The sequence below is a fragment of the Streptomyces sp. CB02980 genome (assembly GCF_014451325.2).
Lineage (GTDB): Bacteria > Actinomycetota > Actinomycetes > Streptomycetales > Streptomycetaceae > Streptomyces.
Genome location: NZ_JACSCH020000010.1, coordinates 292827 through 308141, shown reverse-complemented (window position 1 = coordinate 308141; position 15315 = coordinate 292827). Strand labels below are relative to the sequence as shown.

The following is a 15315-nucleotide window of genomic DNA, read 5'->3' as shown; positions in this document are numbered from 1 at the left end:
GGAACCATGGGGCGGATGCCGTCGGCCGAACGACGCAGACAGCTGGTCGACGCGGCGATCAGGGCGATGACCAGGGACGGGGTCGCCCGGACCACCACCCGGTCGATCTGTGCCGAGGCGGGTGTCTCGCTGAGCGTCTTCCACTACTGCTTCGAGTCCAAGCAGGCCCTCCTCGAAGCCGCGATCGAGACGATCAACAGCGACTACGTGGCGCGTGTGATGTCGGCGGTCGAACCGGGTGCCACCCTGCGCGATACCGTGCGGGGCGCGCTCCAGTCGTACTGGGACCATGTCACGGCCCACCCCGGCGAGCACATGCTGACGTACGACCTCACCCAGTACGCCCTGCGGGAACCGGGGTTCGAGCATCTGGCGCGCGCCCAGTACGAGCAGTACGTGGTGTCGGCGGGCGCGCTCGTCGAGCAGGTCCGCGCGATGCGGGACATGGAACCGCGGGTGCCGGTGGAGACGATCGCCCGGTACCTGGCGGCCGCGATCGACGGTCTCACCCTCCAGTTCCTGGTCGTCGGCGACGAGAAGACTGCGGCGACCCTGCTCGACCTGACGGCCGATCAACTGGTGCTCCTCATCGACGGATAGACGCCCGCCCGTCCACTCGGGGGCAGCCTCATGACCATCAACAGGTCATCTGTCCCGGACTATTGACTCACTCCGCCATCACCGCGATCCTCGGGGCGCCCGGTACTCCCCCACCGTCCGGAGGCATCGCTGACCATGACTCGACCCATTTCGCGCGCGACCGGCGGCAGATCCGCCCTCCTCGCGCTGTTCCTCGCCCTGGCCGCCGTCCTCTTCGGCTCCGGTCCCGTCCCCGCTGCCGCCGCCGGCGGTGCGTGGTGGGAGCCCACCTCCCGGCCCGCGGCCGACTCGCAGATCAACGTCACGGGCGCGCCGTTCACGGGAACGGACGCGCAGGGGAAGGTGCGCGGCTTCGTCGACGCGCACAACCACCTGATGTCCAACGAGGGGTTCGGCGGCCGGCTCATCTGCGGCCAGACGTTCTCCACGGCGGGCGCCGCCGAGGCGCTCAAGGACTGTCCCGAGCACTATCCCGACGGCTCGGGCGCGCTGTTCGAGAACATCACCGGCGGGGCCGACGGCCATCACGACCCGGTCGGCTGGCCCACGTTCAAGGACTGGCCCGCCCACAACTCCCTGACGCACCAGCAGAACTACTACGCGTGGGTGGAGCGTGCCTGGCGCGGCGGGCAGCGCGTGCTCGTCAACGACCTGGTGACGAACGGCCTCATCTGCTCGATCCTGCCCCGTGACCGGAGCTGCGACGAGATGACGTCGATCCGTCTCCAGGCCCGTAAGACGTACGAACTCCAGGACTACGTCGACGGGATGTACGGCGGGCCCGGCAAGGGCTGGTTCCGGATCGTCACCTCCGCGGCGCAGGCGCGCTCGGTGGTCGAGCAGGGCAAGCTCGCGGTCGTCCTGGGCGTCGAGACCTCGGAGCCGTTCGGCTGCAAGCAGATCCTCGATGTCGCGCAGTGCAGCAAGGAGGACATCGACCGCGGTCTCGACGAGCTGTACGGACTCGGGGTCCGCAGCATGTTCCTGTGCCACAAGTTCGACAACGCGCTGTGCGGTGTCCGCTTCGACTCGGGCACCATCGGTACGGCGGTCAACATCGGCCAGTTCCTGTCGACGGGCACCTTCTGGGCGACGGAGAAGTGCGCGGGCCCGCAGCACGACAACCCGATCGGGCTCGCGGCCGCCCCGGTGATGGCGTCCAAGCTGCCGCCGGGCGTGAGCACCCCCTCGTACGCCTCCGACGCGAAATGCAACACGCGTGGCCTGACCCGGCTCGGTGAGCACGCCCTGCGGGGCATGATCGACCGCGGCATGATGCTGGAGCTGGACCACATGAGCGTCAAGGCCGCCGGGCGGGCGCTCGACATCCTGGAGTCCGAGGAGTACCCGGGCGTCCTGTCCAGCCACAGCTGGATGGACCTGGACTGGACGGAGCGCCTCTACAAGCTGGGCGGCTTCGTCGCCCAGTACATGCACGGCGCGGAGGGCTTCGTCGGCGAGGCGGGCCAGAAGGCCGCGCTGCGCGCGAAGTACAAGGTCGGTCTCGGCTACGGCACCGACATGAACGGCGTCGGCGGCTGGCCGGCCCCGGTGGGCAGCGGGGCGCCGAACGCGGTGAAGTACCCCTTCCGCAGCTTCGACGGCGGCTCGGTGATCGACCGTCAGGTGACGGGCGAACGCACCTGGGACCTCAACACCGACGGCGCGGCGCACAACGGCCTGGTGCCGGACTGGGTCGAGCAGATCCGGCTCAGCGGCGGCCAGGGCGTCGTCGACGAGCTGGCCTCCGGCGCGGAGTCGTACCTGACCACGTGGAAGGCGACCGAGAACCACGAGCCGGGGGTCGACCTCGCGAAGGGCCGGCCGGGTTCGGCGAGCTCCTCGGAGTGGAACCCGTTCGTCAGCTACGCGCCGGGCCGCGCCCTCGACGGCGACACCGGCTCGCGCTGGGCCAGCGACTGGTCGGACGACCAGTGGATGGGCGTGGACCTCGGGGCCGTCCGCAGGGTGGGCAGGGTCACCCTGGACTGGGAGCGGGCGTACGCGCGCCAGTACCGGATCGACGTGTCGGAGAACGGCACGGACTGGCGGACGGTGTGGTCCACGGACGCCGGTGACGGCGGGTACGACACGGCGGAGTTCCCGTCGACGTCGGCCCGCTACGTACGGATCCACGGCGAGCGGCGGGCGACCCAGTGGGGCTATTCCCTCTACGAGGTCGCGGTGCACAGAGGCTGAGCGTGCCCGGGCGGGGGCCGGCCGGATCGTCCTTCGATCCGGCCGGCCCCCGCTGCCGGTTCTCACCTCCCGTCGACTCCCGCCCAGTCGGCCGGGATGTGGGCGAGCCGCACGCGCTGCGGGTGGTCGCCGACGTCCACGGAGGCCACGCGTCGCCCGGTGGCGAAGTCGATCGCGGTGACGCGGTCGGCGCCGCTCTCGGAGATGACGCAGGACCGTCCGTCGCCGCTCACGGTCGCCCAGTACGGCTTGGACGCCTCGACGAGCGGGCCCTCCTGGAGCGTGGCGCGGTCCACCACGGTGGCGTAGTCGTCCATCGTTCCCGCGACGCAGAGCTTGCCGCCGTCGGGGCTCATCGAAAGGCCGTGGTGGCGCGAGTCGTTGACCCAGGTGGTGCGGTCGGGGTCGGTCTTCGGGTTGCCGGGGAGGACCTTGGCCCGGGTGATGCGGTCGGTGGTGACGTCGTACTCCAGGAGACCGTTGTAGAACGAGACCTGGAGGTAGAGCTTCTTCTCGTCCGGGGTGAAGGCGACGGGCCGGACGGCGTCGGAGAGATCGCTGCGGCCGAAGGCGTCGAGCCGCTCGCGCATGTCGATGACGCGGACGGTCTTGAAGGTGGTGGCGTCGACGACGGTGATGCGGCGGTCGCCCTTGGTCCAGTCGAGCCAGGGGGCGTCGAGGGCGGTGGTCACCTCGCCGATGGACATGTTCCACAGGAGTCCGTCGGAGGTGAAGACGTTCTCGTGGGGCTTGTCGCCCGTCTTGAAGGAGCCGATCTCGCGGCCGGTGCCGATGTCGAGGACGTGCACGGTGTCGGCGGTGGAGGCGGAGACCGCGACCCGCGTGCCGTCGGGCGAGACGGCCATGTGGTCGGCGCGGTAACCGGCCACGGGGAAGCGCCAGTTGATCCGGCCGGTGCGCAGGTCGAGGGAGACGACATCGGCGAAGCTCGGCCGGGAGACGACCATGGAGGAGCCGTCGGGGGTCGCGTACATGTCGTCGACGAACTGGTCGTGCCCCTCCCCCGGGCCGCTGCGGACACCGAGGAAGAACGCGAGCTTGATGGGGTTCAGGTAGATCTCGCGGAGGCGTTCCTCCTTGTCGGGGACGACGTTCACGCGGCCGATGCGGTGGAAGTCGCCCCGGGCGGCGATGACGTCGGCCGTTCCGTCCCAGTTGTTGCCGACGAACATCGCCTCACGGAGTCCGGCGGCCGCCGGCGCCCCGGTGGTGGCCGGTCCGGGGACGGCCGAACCGCTGCCGCCGGCCGTGGCCACGAGGGCGACGGCTGCCGCGAGGGCGGCGGCGAGGCGGCGGGGGCGGGTGGACGACGTACGGAGAGAGGGCATGCGGGGTCCTTCTTCCGGATCGAAGAGCTGACTTGAGGTGTGACGTGATGTGTGGCTTGGGGTGTGGCCCGGAGCGGGCTTACCCGAAGTAACCATGTACATGACAACCCTTGCAAGGCCCTGTGGCTCCCTTGTCCCGCTCCGGCGCCCGGTAGGAGATCATGGACTCAGGAACCCAGAAGGGACGGAACGGACGATGAGGCACCGCAGTGTCGCCGACCTGATGACGCCGACCGCGGTCGCGGTACAGCCGGGGACGTCGTTCAAGGAGATCGCGCGGCTCCTCGACGAGTACGGCATCACCGCCGTCCCGGTGGTCGACGACGAGAACCGGCCCGTGGGCGTGGTCTCCGAGGCCGACCTCCTGCGGCGGCACACCGCGAAGGACGGGCCGAGCACCGCGGAGGCCATGATGTCGAGCCCCGTCGTGACGGCCAGGCCGTCCTGGACGGCCGTCGAGGCCGCCCGCCTCATGGAACGGCACCGGGTGAAGCGACTGCCGGTCGTCGACGCGGAGGGGAAGCTGATCGGGGTGCTGAGCCGGAGCGACCTGCTGCAGCTGTTCCTGCGCCGGGACCGCTCGATCCAGGAGGAGATCCGCGAGGACGTGGTCGTCCGCATCCTGCGCCTCTCCCCCTCCGCCGTCCACATCGACGTCGACGAGGGCCGGGTGACGCTGAGCGGCACGCTGGACCGCGCGGGGATCGGTCCGATCCTCGTCCGGCTGTGCGAGACCGTGGACGGGGTGGTGGAGGTCGAGGACCGGCTGACGTACGAGGACGAGGGGAGCAAGAGGGACGAGCGGGACACCGGGGGCGGGGAAGACGGGTCGGCGTAGGGGCGGGTCGAGAGCCCTGCCTAGGGCGAGGTCGAGAGCCCGGCTCAGGTGGATGTCGAGAGCCCGGCTCAGGACGAGGCTGACGAGCTCGGCTCAGGGGCAGGTCGAGAGCCCGGCTCAGGACGAGGCTGAGAGCCGGCTCAGGCAGGTCGAGACCCCGGCTCAGCGCGAGGCTGAGAGCCCGGCTCAGGGGCAGGTCGAGACCCCGGCTCAGCACGAGGCTGAGAGCCCGGCTCAGGGCACGCCGACGGGCTGGTCAGGGCGCGCCCGCCCCTTGGCCCGGCGCGTCGCTCACGTGCCGCCGGGTCCTCGTCGCCCCGCAGACGCCCGCGGGCGGGTCAGGAGACCGCCTCCGGCCAGCCGTAACCGGGTCCGGTGCGCTGGGGTACGGTCCCGGCGCCCACCGCCTCCATCTCCCGGTTGGCCTCGCGCATGAGCTTGCCGGCCAGGTCCTTCATCGCCCGGCTCGCCGCGAGCTCGTCACCGATCGCCGGAACGTCGACGTCCGACGGGTTGCAGCGGGCGGAGCCGTGACCCGTGAGGGTCGAGTTGCCGGTCAGGAGCCGGGCCTCGGCCTTGGTCCTGCCGTCGTCCTCGACCAGCTCCACGCCGACCGTCCACTCCAGACTGCGGGTCATGATCTGCCTCCTCGCACAGCCGGCCTCGCGCGACCGAGGCGCGGCCCCTTCCGATACCTCCAGGATCCATCGGCGCGCGCCGAGCGGCACGCCGCGCGACGGGGGCGGTCACGGAGCCGGAGCGCACGCGCACGCTCGGTGGCAGACCCCGGTCTACGGGGCGCGGAAGAGGCGCGGGAAGCGCGGGGCCAGCCAGGGCTTGCGGCCCCAGCCGAGGGCCTTGCCGCGGGCGATCACGGGCCAGGGGTCGATCCGGCCCAGGCCGAGGAGGAGGAAGGCGACCGGCTCGGTGAGGATCGTGCAGTCCGGGCGGGCGGGCGGCTCGTGGCTGGTCTCGACGGCGCCGTCCGTGACGAGGACTCCGAAGCTCGGGCCGCTCCGGAGCCGTACCGCGAAGCGGGCCGTCAGACCGTCGACGGCGGCCGGGTCGGCGACCCGGGGCATCGCCTCGATCATGAACGGAAGGGTGAGGTCGACCCGGGGGGCGTCCAGCATGTGGGGGCGGCCGACGGCGAGTGCCAGGTCGTAGCCGTGCCCGAGCATGTGCGTCAGCAGGTACGAGCCGAGGACGGCCGGACGCATGGCGCCCAGCGGGGTGGCGAGGAGCTCCTCCGGATCGCGCTCCTCGACGGACGCGAGGAAGGCCTCGGCCTGGGCGGTGATCATCTCGGCGAGGGGGCCGGGCGCCCGCTCGTCGAATCCGGCGAGCGCGCGTTCGTTGGCGTCGGCGAGGCTCCCGGGAGTGCCGTCGCCGTAGGGGCGCTCATGTCCGGCAGCCAGGTCGGCCATGAGGGCGTTGGCCTGCGCCAGGTGGGCGGCGGCCTCCCCGAGGGTCCAGGTGGACCGGGGTACGGGCAGTCCGGCGCCGCCCCCCTCGGGCGCGGCGCGCAGCACCGTGGCGATGTCCTCGGCCGTCCCCCGTATCGCCTCCGCGAGCCCCTCGGGCAGCACCCCGACCGCACCCACTCGTCCCACCGTCACTCCGCACCCCTCCCGACCCGGCGGCCCCACGTGGAGCACCGGTTGGTCAGGGACCGTACCAGTGAGTAGGACCATCGGCACCGGTCACGTCAGCCGTACGTCAAGGTTGGCCATGGTCGTATCAGTACCTCGTCAAGGAGGGGAGTCCGGTACGTCGGGTGTCCTAGCCTCCGGGCCATGGAGCACCCCTTCGTCCCTCCTGCGCCGGCCGACGGAAGCGACGACGCCGTGCACGGGTACGTGTACGACAGCGCGTGGGCCGGTGAGGCCCGGGCCGCCGGCGGTTGCGGTGGACTGCTCCTCGCGCTGTCCCTGACCGTGGACGCCGGCTACGGCGGTCTCACGCTGCCGAGCGCGGTCCTGTGGATCGCCCTGTCCGCTCTGCTCTTCGTGATCCTGCTGCCGCCCCGCGTCGCCGTGGCGCCGGGCCTGGTGACCGTACGGACCCTGTGGACCCGCCGTACCGTACGCACCGACCGGCTCGACCTCCTGCGCCGGCCCGACGGGATCGAGCAGCGCCTCGTCCTCGGCGACACGGACGGCGGGCGGGCGGAGATCGCGCTGCGCGTCCTGCTCCGCGACCCGCGTCTGTGGCTGCTCCTGGAGGCGGACGCGCGGACCTCCCACGCGCGGGGGACCCTGCCGGGCACACGGGACCTCGACCGGCTCGCCCGACGGGTCGAACGGGACACCGTCGACTCGGTGTTCAGGATCTCGGGCCTGCGCTGACCCGCCCCGCACCGCCCCGGTCGCCCGGGATCCCGGGCCCGCACCGACCCGACCCGGCCCGCCCCGCACCGCCCCGGTCGCCGGCCGGCGCAGCCGCCGCCTGCGCCGCCAGGTCGCCGACGCCCGTGGGCCGGCCGTCCCCCGACGGCCGGCCCACGACACCCCCGTCCCCGCGGCCTACAGACCGACGTCCCGGGCCCGCAGGTCCTCCAGCGTCTCCCTGCGCACCAGGAGTCGCGCGTGGCCGTCGAGCACGGCGACCACCGGCGGGCGGCCCACGAGGTTGTACGAGGAGGCCATCGAGAGGTGGTACGCGCCGGCCACCGGTACCGCGAGCAGGTCGCCCGGGTGGGTGTCGGCGGGCAGCGGCACGTCCTCGGCCAGGATGTCCCCGGCCTCGCAGTGACGGCCGACGACCGTCACGCTCTCGCTGTCGGCCGGCGAGTGGCGGCCGATCAGACGCGGGGCGTAGCGCACCCCGTACAGCGCGGGGCGCGGGTTGTCGCTCATCCCGCCGTCCACCGCCACGAAGGTCCGTCCGGGTGTGCGCTTGACCGCGAGGACCCGGTAGACGGCGACTCCGGCCGGTCCGGAGACCGCACGGCCCGGCTCGACGAGGAGGCGCGGGACGGGAAGGCCGGCGGCGACGCAGCTCTCGGCCAGTTCGGCGCGGACCTTCCGGGCGAGCGCGGTGAGGTCGAGGGCGGGCTCGCCGGGGCGGTACGCGATGCCGTGGCCGCCGCCGAGGTCGAGCTCCGGCAGGGTGACCCCATGGGTGTCGCGCACCCTGGCCATGAGGCCGACGAGCCGCCGTACGGCCACGAGGTACGGCTTGACGTCCGTGATCTGGGAGCCCAGGTGGCAATGGATTCCGGTGAGTTCGAGCTGTGGCTGGTCGAGTATCCGGGCGATCGCGTGCTGGGCGTGGCCGTCCCGGAGGGAGAGGCCGAACTTCTGGTCGTCGGAGCCCGTGCGGATCTTGCGGTGGCCGCCCGCGCTGATCCCGGGCGTCACACGGACCATGACCTTCTGATGGCCCCCGGTACCGACCGTGGCGGCGATGCGCGCGATCTCGGCGGGGGTGTCGATGACGATCCGGCCCACGCCCAGACGCAGTGCGGTGCCCAGGTCCTGCGGCGACTTGGCGTTGCCGTGGAGCAGGATCCGGTCGGCCGGGAAACCGGTCGTGACGGCGAGCTCCAGCTCACCGGCGGAGCACACGTCCAGGCCGAGTCCCTCCTCCTCCACCCAGCGGGCGAGGGCACGGCACAGGAAGGCCTTGGCCGCGTAGTGGATCTCGGCGTCGGGGAAGGCGCTGCGGTAGGTGCGGCAGCGTTCGCGTACCTCGTTCTCGTCCAGGACGTACACGGGCGTGCCGTGGCTCTCGGCGATCTCGGTGAGGGGCACACCGCCGACGAGGAGGCCGCCGTGGGGCTGCTCGGTGGTGGACGCGGGCCAGACGGAGAGCGCGTCGGCGCCGGGGGCGGTTCCGGCATCGGGGCGGGGCCGGGTGTCGAGCGTGGTCATCTCCGGGTCTCCCGTCAGCTCGCGAGCGCGGTCAGGGGCCGCGGCAGCGGCTCCGGCAGGGGCACGGAGGTGGTGGCGGGCCGCGGAGCCGTCAGGACCGGGTCGATCCTCAGCTCGCGGACGTCCAGCGGCTCCGTCAGTGCCCGCAGGGCGGGTTCCGACAGCAGGATCCAGGGCTGGCCGGCGCCCAGGACGGCCCTCAGCCGCGCCGGGTCGGTGAACGCGACGGCGGTCCTTCCTCCGACCGGCGTGCGGAACAGACGGGTCACGAAGCCGCAGGTGCCCGGCCGGACGGGCACGCAGAGGCGTCCGGCCGGGAACGGTTCCCCAGGCTCCGGGTCGTCTCCGTACAGGGCGTCTGCCATGGGTTCCTCCCGAGGAGCGAAACACGGTCCCCGGCACGGTCGCGCCGGGGGTGTCTTCGACGCTATGCCCGGTGATCACCGCTCCCGGGTCCGCCCTGACGCGCCCCTGACGCGCGGGGGCCGAATGCATACACCCCGCTGACGCATCGCGGGGAAGGTCGGATCCGCCGCCGGCACCTCACTGCGCCGGCACCCGCGTGCCGCCATCGGGGTCACTCCGCTCGCCCATCGGCGCACCTTCCGTGGCATGGTGCCGACGGAGGCCGAGGCGGCGAACGTCCGGCCTTTCCGCAGGCCAGGGGGATGGACGTATTCCCGTGGAGCCATCGGAGTTCCCATGGCAGCCATTGGATTCCGCATTGGAAAGGTCTCCGGGACGGGGCTACGTTCGAGGACATCGCCACACCGACGGTCCCCGCACCGGGGTGCCGGGTGGGCGATCACCGTCTTCGGGCCGGAACCCGGCCCGTACCTCCCGGGAGAACCCTCATGCCCAAGATCCTTTTCGTGTTGACCGGCACCGACTTCTGGACCCTGGCCGACGGTACGAAGCACCCGACCGGCTTCTGGGCCGAGGAGGCGGCCGCGCCGTACGAGGCGTTCACGGCCGCCGGGTACGAGGTCGTCGTCGCCACCCCCGGCGGTGTCGTCCCGACCGTCGACAAGAGCAGCCTCGCCCCGGAGTTCAACGGCGGGCAGGAGGGTGCCGACAAGGTCGCCGCCCTCGTCGACTCGCTCACCGAGCTCCGGCACCCGATCCGCCTCGAGGACGTGGACCTGGCCGACTACGCGGCCGTCTTCTACCCGGGCGGCCACGGCCCCATGGAGGACCTCGCGGTCGACGCGGCCTCGGGCCGGCTGCTGATCGACGCCCTGAACTCCGGCAAGCCGCTGGCCGTCGTCTGCCACGGCCCGGCCGCGCTGCTCGCCGCCACGAAGGACGACGGCACCAACGCCTTCGCCGGCTACAAGGTCGCCGCGTTCACCAACGATGAGGAGACCCAGTCCGGTTTCGCCGACAAGGCGAAGTGGCTCCTGGAGACCCGCCTGGTCGAGGCCGGTGTCGACGTCCAGGTCGGCGAGCCGTGGGTGCCGAAGGTCGTCGTCGACCGGAACCTCATCACCGGCCAGAACCCGGCCTCGGCCGCCCCGCTCGCGGACCGGGTCCTGAGGGAACTGGGCTGACACGACACCCGGACGGCCCCGGCGGCCGGCCGCCCCGCACCCCTGAGGGTGCGGGGCGCCTCCGTCATAGGGATGCCAGTAGGCTTCCGATGTGAGGCATACGGATCCTGATGGGCCGGTCGGCGTTCCCCACCCCGGTGCGGCGACGCCCGGCGGCGGCACCGGACCGGCGGACCTGAATCTGCTGCGTACCTTCCTGGCGGTCTACCGCTCCGGCTCGTTCACGGCGGCCGCCGGGCTCCTGGGCCTCTCGCAGCCCACGGTGACGACCCAGATCCGCTCCCTGGAGCGGCAGACGGGCCGCGAGCTGTTCGAGCGACTTCCGCGTGGCGTCGCCCCGACCGCGGTCGCCCACGACCTCGCGGCCCGTGTCGCCGCTCCCCTCGACGCACTCGCCGGCGCGACCGGCCAGGACGCCGAACCCCACGAGCGGGGCGCTCCCGTGCACCTGGCGGGCCCCGCCGAACTGCTCTGCACCCGCGTCCTGCCGGCCCTGGCGCCCCTGGCGGCCGAAGGGGTACGGCTCCGGATCACGCCGGGCCTCACCGAACCTCTGCTCGACGAACTCCGGGCGGGACGCCACGACTTGGTGATCGCGACCTTCCGTCCACGGGGGCGCGCGCTGACCGCCGTACCGCTGATGGACGAGGAGTTCGTGCTCGTCGCCGCCCCCGCCTGGGCCGACCTCGTCGGGGAGCGGCCGGCGGTGGAGGGCCCGGCGGCGCTGCACACCGTCCCGCTGATCACCTACGCCGAGGACCTGCCGATAGCCCGTCGCTACTGGCGCCATGTCTTCGGCAGCCGACTCTCCCTTCCCGCCGCCGTCACCGTCCCCGACCTGCGCGGCGTCCTCGCGGCGGTCACCGCGGGGGCCGGATTCACGGTCCTGCCCCGCTACCTCTGCGAATCCGAACTGGCCTCGGGCGCCCTCGTACCCCTGCATCACCCGGACGACCCGCCCATCAACACCGCCTACCTCACCCAGCGCCCCGGCCGCCCCACCAACCCCGACGTCAACCGCGTCCGGGACCTCCTGATGGAGGCCGGACGCACCTGGTGACGCTGCGTCAGGACCCGCTCCCGGTGGATGCGGTCCCGGTGGATGCGGTCCCGGCTGTCGACGCCGCCGTCGCGGCCGCGCGCTGCCAGGCGGCCTCCCGGAGAAGGCGCAGGCCGTTGAGGCCGACCAGGACCGTGGAGCCCTCGTGGCCGAGGACGCCGAGGGGCAGCGGCAGGGTGCCCACCAGGTCCCAGAGCACCAGGCCGGTGATGCACGCCCCCGCGATGACGAGGTTCTGCACGACCAGGCCGCGGGCGCGGCGGGAGAGCGCGACGACCGTGGGGACGGTGGCGAGTTCGTCGCGGACGATCACCGCGTCCGCCGTCTCCAGGGCGAGGTCGGAGCCCGCGCGGCCCATGGCGATGCCGGTGTGGGCGGCGGCCAGTGCGGGCGCGTCGTTGACGCCGTCCCCGATCACCAGAACCCTGCTTCCGGCTCTTTCCCGCTCCTGGACGGCGGCGACCTTGTCCTGGGGCAGGAGTCCGGCGCGTACGTCGGTGATGCCGACGTCGGCGGCCAGGCGGGCGGCGGCGCGCGGATTGTCTCCGGTGAGCAGCGTCGGCGCGGTGCCGGTCAGCCCGGTCAGGGCGGCGACGGTGGCGGCGGCGTCCGGGCGCAGCCGGTCCGCGATGCCGAGGACGCCGACGGGCATGCCGTTGACCTTGATCAGGACGGCGGTGTGTCCGTCCGCCTCCAGTTCGGCCGCAAGGCTCGCGGCCACGGCGGCGGCGCGGGCCGTGCGCGCGTCCTCGGCCCCGCACAGGAGCCGGGCGGGGGCGCCGACCTTGACCGTGTCGCCGGCGACGGTGGCGGTGACGCCGATGCCGGGGGTGGAGCTGAAGTCCTCGGCGGGCAGGAGCCGATGGCCGCGGGCGTGGGCGGCAAGGACGATCGCGCGGGCCAGCGGGTGTTCGCTGGGGTGCTCGGCGGCCGCCGCGAGTGCGAGGAGCCGGCCCTCGTCGGTGTCTCGCCCGCCGGGAACGGGGCGGACGTCCGTGACACGTGGGGTGCCCTCGGTCAGCGTGCCCGTCTTGTCGAGGGCCACGGCGTCGACCTGCCCGAGCCGCTCCATGACGACGGCGGACTTCACGAGGACGCCGTGCCGGCCGGCGTTGGCGAGGGCGGAGAGCAGCGGGGGCATGGTGGCGAGCACCACGGCGCACGGCGAGGCGACGATCATGAAGGTCATCGCCCGCAGCAGGGCGTCGGTCTGCCCGGCGCCGAACGCGAGCGGTACGAAGAACACCGCGAGGGTGGCCGCCACCATGCCGAGCGAGTACCGCTGTTCGACCTTCTCGATGAAGAGCTGCGTGGGGGCCTTGGTCTCGGAGGCCTCCTCGACCATCCGTACGATCCGGGCGATCACCGAATCCGAGGGATCCCGCTCGACCTCGACGCGGAGCGCGCCGGTGCCGTTGAGGGTGCCGGCGAAGACCTCGTCGCCGGTCTCCTTGACCACCGGCAGCGGTTCTCCCGTGATGGTGGCCTGGTCGACCTCGCTCACCCCCTCCAGGACCCGGCCGTCGGCCCCGATCCGCTCCCCCGGGCGGATCACGACGACGTCCCCGACCATGAGGTCGGCGGTCGCGACCGTCTCCTCGGCGCCGTCGTCGAGGAGACGGGTCGCGGTGGCGGGGGCGAGGTCGAGCAGCCCGCGCACCGAGTCGGCGGTACGGGCGGTGGCCACCGCCTCCAGGGCTCCGGAGGTCGCGAAGATGACGATCAGGAGCGCTCCGTCGAGGACCTGTCCGATGGCGGCGGCGCCGAGGGCGGCGACCACCATGAGCAGGTCGACGTCCAGGGTCTTGTCCTTGAGGGCCTTCAGGCCCTCCCATGCCGGTTCCCAGCCGCCGGTGAGGTAGGTGGCGGCGAAGAGCGGCCCCCACGTCCACGCGGGAGCGCCGAGCAGGTCGAGGGGAAGCCCGATGAGGAACAGCACCAGGGCGGCCAGGGCCCAGCGGGCCTCCGGCAGTGCCAGGACGCGGGTGCGGCGGCGTACGGCCGGGGGTTCGGCGGAGGGCCGTGCGGGCTTGGTCAGGGTGGAGGCCATGACAGGGGGAGTCCTTCACGGGAGGTGTCGTACGCCCTCACCGTACAGGAACACTTGAACATCCATTCATATATCTGCTTCCGTAGGATGGCACCCATGGGCCACGGAGTGAACGCACCGGACAGCAGCGCGGCACCGCGCACCCGTCTGACCCCCGAGAACGCCCAGCAGGTCGCCACCACGCTCCAGGCGCTGTCCACCCCGTCGCGGCTGCTGATCCTGGCCCGCCTGCGCGAAGGACCGTGCGCGGCGACCGAACTGGCGGCGGCCGTGGGCATGGAACAGTCCGCGTGCTCCCATCAGTTGCGCCTGCTGCGCAACCTCGGCCTCGTCACCGGCACCCGCGAGGGCCGCTCCGTCGTCTACGCGCTCCACGACGACCACGTCGCGGGCCTCCTCGACCAGGCGCTCTACCACGTGGAACACCTCCGACTCGGCATGACCGACGCGGCCGCGTCGACGCGCTGACGATCAGCGCAGGAACGGGCCGTACGCCTGTCGCACGGCAAGGGACTCCATCTGCCGTACGGCCGGCAGCGCGGTCCTCACGGCGGCGCTCACGACGATCAGCAGCGTCGTCGCACTGAGGGCGAACCGCCCGGCGGGCCCGGCGGAGAGGGTGAGGGCGAGCACGGGGACCAGGGCGACGCCCGTCATGGCGAGCGCGGCGGTCAGCCCGATCCGCGACTGGACGTAAGCGATGTACTGCGCGGTCTGCGGCCCCGTACGGACACCGGGTACGAACAGGCCCGAGCGCTTCAGCCGGTCGGCGAGGTCGGGGGCGGCGGGCTCGACTCGGGCCCGGAGCCACCCGTACGCGAAGACGACCAGGACGTACGCGGGCAGGAGCCACGGCCCGACCGGGGCGGGCGCGAGGAGCAGCAGCGAGGCCGGGATCATCACGACGAAGCCGTCCTGGCCGCCCCTGACGGGGACGTAGGTCGGGGTGGGGCCGAGGGCGCTGCGGCCGACCATCCGCTTGGCCTGCTGCACGGGGATGCGCCGCTCGCTCTGCTGCACGACGACGACCACCACCGTCATGACCAGGAGGGCGAGGACGACGGCGAGGAGCACCAGGGTGCCGCGCGTGCCCCCGGTCTCCCGGGCGGCGCTCGCGACCTGACCCGGGACGACGGCGGCGAGTTGGGCGAGGAAGAGCACGGAGAGCCCCTCGCCGACCCCGCGCGCCGTGATCAGCCCGCCCAACCGAAGGACGACCGCCGTGCCCGCGGCCGTCGTCGCCACCAGGGCGACGGCCACGATCGGGCCGTCGGCGCGGTCGTGGAGCAGGCCCGGGCCCCCGGAAGCGCAGATGCCGGTGAGCGGGACGCACCCTTCGCCGGCCACGGCGGCCGCCACCCATACACCGAGGCCGGCGGCCAGAAGGACGGCGAGCCGCCTGGTCCAGCGCGCGATCACCGCGGCACCCTCGCTGCCGGCCGCCGCCAGAAGCCGGACGCGCGGAACCAACGGCCCCGCGACCTCCATGACGAGCCGGGCGGCGATGACGGGCACGATCCCGAACGTGAACACCGACAGCTGCCCGAGGCCGCCTCCGGTGAGCAACTCGACGAGGCCGTAGAGCCGTTGCCCTCCCTCGCCGTCCTCGGCCGCCGCGGTCTCGGCCGCCGCCGCCCTCGCCAACGCTTCGCCGTGTACGCCCGGGAGGGGCAGGTTCTGCCCCAGCCGGAACAGCACCACGGCGAGCAGGGTCCACAGCAGTCTCTTCCGCACCGCGGGTACGCGCAGTATTCGTGCGAGCATGACCGACTCCCCCGTCCGTCCCTACTGCCA

Annotated in this window: 14 protein-coding genes; 7 read left to right on the top strand and 7 right to left on the bottom strand. The window is 72.9% G+C overall.

Features of this window, described 5'->3' with window-relative positions; translation table 11 throughout:
- The first annotated feature begins 6 nt into the window (after positions 1-6).
- Together E0F75_RS22520 and E0F75_RS22515 are read left to right on the top strand one after the other, a co-directional pair.
- A complete protein-coding gene (locus tag E0F75_RS22520) occupies positions 7-600 on the top strand; it encodes a TetR/AcrR family transcriptional regulator (RefSeq protein WP_187624349.1) in 594 nt (197 codons plus the stop codon).
- Positions 601-735: 135 nt separating this feature from the next.
- Entirely contained in the window at positions 736-2799 is a 2064-nt protein-coding gene (locus E0F75_RS22515) for a discoidin domain-containing protein (RefSeq protein WP_187624348.1), read from the top strand.
- A 62-nt stretch (positions 2800-2861) separates the two neighbouring features.
- On the opposite strand, the gene E0F75_RS22510 is transcribed toward E0F75_RS22515, so the two are convergent.
- The gene (locus E0F75_RS22510) at positions 2862-4148 is read right to left on the bottom strand and encodes a YncE family protein (protein WP_187624347.1); all 1287 of its coding nucleotides are present in this window, start codon (positions 4146-4148) and stop codon (positions 2862-2864) included.
- A gap of 196 nt (positions 4149-4344) precedes the next feature.
- On the opposite strand from E0F75_RS22510, the gene E0F75_RS22505 reads away from it, so the two are divergent.
- Complete coding sequence (locus E0F75_RS22505; protein ID WP_187624346.1) at positions 4345-4986, top strand: CBS domain-containing protein; 642 nt, start codon at positions 4345-4347, stop codon at positions 4984-4986.
- Between the two features lie 338 nt (positions 4987-5324).
- Here the strand turns inward: E0F75_RS22505 and E0F75_RS22500 are convergent, their stop codons facing one another.
- A complete protein-coding gene (locus tag E0F75_RS22500; protein WP_187624345.1) occupies positions 5325-5624 on the bottom strand; it encodes a DUF1876 domain-containing protein in 300 nt (99 codons plus the stop codon).
- Between the two features lie 153 nt (positions 5625-5777).
- Positions 5778-6605, bottom strand: a complete 828-nt coding sequence (locus E0F75_RS22495) for a maleylpyruvate isomerase family mycothiol-dependent enzyme (protein WP_229312790.1) — start codon at positions 6603-6605, stop codon at positions 5778-5780.
- Between the two features lie 177 nt (positions 6606-6782).
- Between E0F75_RS22495 and E0F75_RS22490 the strand changes: the two genes are divergently transcribed.
- Positions 6783-7334 (top strand): hypothetical protein, encoded by a 552-nt coding sequence (locus E0F75_RS22490; protein ID WP_187624343.1) that lies wholly within the window; start codon positions 6783-6785, stop codon positions 7332-7334.
- A 177-nt stretch (positions 7335-7511) separates the two neighbouring features.
- Here the strand turns inward: E0F75_RS22490 and lysA are convergent, their stop codons facing one another.
- Both lysA and E0F75_RS22480 read right to left on the bottom strand, forming a co-directional pair.
- Complete coding sequence (gene lysA / locus E0F75_RS22485; protein WP_187624342.1) at positions 7512-8861, bottom strand: diaminopimelate decarboxylase; 1350 nt, start codon at positions 8859-8861, stop codon at positions 7512-7514.
- Between the two features lie 14 nt (positions 8862-8875).
- On the bottom strand, positions 8876-9226 hold the full coding sequence (locus E0F75_RS22480; protein ID WP_187624341.1) for an SAV_915 family protein: 351 nt from the start codon (positions 9224-9226) through the stop codon (positions 8876-8878).
- A 489-nt stretch (positions 9227-9715) separates the two neighbouring features.
- On the opposite strand from E0F75_RS22480, the gene E0F75_RS22470 reads away from it, so the two are divergent.
- Both E0F75_RS22470 and E0F75_RS22465 read left to right on the top strand, forming a co-directional pair.
- The gene (locus E0F75_RS22470) at positions 9716-10411 is read left to right on the top strand and encodes a type 1 glutamine amidotransferase domain-containing protein (RefSeq protein WP_187624340.1); all 696 of its coding nucleotides are present in this window, start codon (positions 9716-9718) and stop codon (positions 10409-10411) included.
- Between the two features lie 91 nt (positions 10412-10502).
- Complete coding sequence (locus E0F75_RS22465) at positions 10503-11471, top strand: LysR substrate-binding domain-containing protein (protein ID WP_187624339.1); 969 nt, start codon at positions 10503-10505, stop codon at positions 11469-11471.
- A gap of 7 nt (positions 11472-11478) precedes the next feature.
- On the opposite strand, the gene E0F75_RS22460 is transcribed toward E0F75_RS22465, so the two are convergent.
- Positions 11479-13521: a heavy metal translocating P-type ATPase gene (locus E0F75_RS22460; protein ID WP_187624338.1), complete on the bottom strand. Its 2043-nt coding sequence runs from the start codon at positions 13519-13521 to the stop codon at positions 11479-11481.
- A gap of 96 nt (positions 13522-13617) precedes the next feature.
- Between E0F75_RS22460 and E0F75_RS22455 the strand changes: the two genes are divergently transcribed.
- On the top strand, positions 13618-13989 hold the full coding sequence (locus E0F75_RS22455; protein ID WP_187624337.1) for a helix-turn-helix transcriptional regulator: 372 nt from the start codon (positions 13618-13620) through the stop codon (positions 13987-13989).
- A gap of 3 nt (positions 13990-13992) precedes the next feature.
- Here the strand turns inward: E0F75_RS22455 and E0F75_RS22450 are convergent, their stop codons facing one another.
- Positions 13993-15285 carry a preprotein translocase subunit SecY gene (locus tag E0F75_RS22450; RefSeq protein WP_187624336.1) on the bottom strand — a complete coding sequence of 431 codons (1293 nt, stop codon included), beginning with the start codon at positions 15283-15285 and terminating at the stop codon, positions 13993-13995.
- Between the last annotated feature and the right edge of the window lie 30 nt (positions 15286-15315).

What these genes read in the sequence shown, in the direction of transcription:
- E0F75_RS22520 (WP_187624349.1), top strand. Translation starts at nt 7, where the DNA reads ATGGGGCGGATGCCGTCGGCCGAACGACGCAGACAGCTGGTCGACGCG.
- E0F75_RS22515 (WP_187624348.1), top strand. Translation starts at nt 736, where the DNA reads ATGACTCGACCCATTTCGCGCGCGACCGGCGGCAGATCCGCCCTCCTC.
- E0F75_RS22510 (WP_187624347.1), bottom strand. Translation starts at nt 4,148, where the DNA reads ATGCCCTCTCTCCGTACGTCGTCCACCCGCCCCCGCCGCCTCGCCGCC.
- E0F75_RS22505 (WP_187624346.1), top strand. Translation starts at nt 4,345, where the DNA reads ATGAGGCACCGCAGTGTCGCCGACCTGATGACGCCGACCGCGGTCGCG.
- E0F75_RS22500 (WP_187624345.1), bottom strand. Translation starts at nt 5,624, where the DNA reads ATGACCCGCAGTCTGGAGTGGACGGTCGGCGTGGAGCTGGTCGAGGAC.
- E0F75_RS22490 (WP_187624343.1), top strand. Translation starts at nt 6,783, where the DNA reads ATGGAGCACCCCTTCGTCCCTCCTGCGCCGGCCGACGGAAGCGACGAC.
- lysA (WP_187624342.1), bottom strand. Translation starts at nt 8,861, where the DNA reads ATGACCACGCTCGACACCCGGCCCCGCCCCGATGCCGGAACCGCCCCC.
- E0F75_RS22480 (WP_187624341.1), bottom strand. Translation starts at nt 9,226, where the DNA reads ATGGCAGACGCCCTGTACGGAGACGACCCGGAGCCTGGGGAACCGTTC.
- E0F75_RS22470 (WP_187624340.1), top strand. Translation starts at nt 9,716, where the DNA reads ATGCCCAAGATCCTTTTCGTGTTGACCGGCACCGACTTCTGGACCCTG.
- E0F75_RS22460 (WP_187624338.1), bottom strand. Translation starts at nt 13,521, where the DNA reads ATGGCCTCCACCCTGACCAAGCCCGCACGGCCCTCCGCCGAACCCCCG.
- E0F75_RS22455 (WP_187624337.1), top strand. Translation starts at nt 13,618, where the DNA reads ATGGGCCACGGAGTGAACGCACCGGACAGCAGCGCGGCACCGCGCACC.
- E0F75_RS22450 (WP_187624336.1), bottom strand. Translation starts at nt 15,285, where the DNA reads ATGCTCGCACGAATACTGCGCGTACCCGCGGTGCGGAAGAGACTGCTG.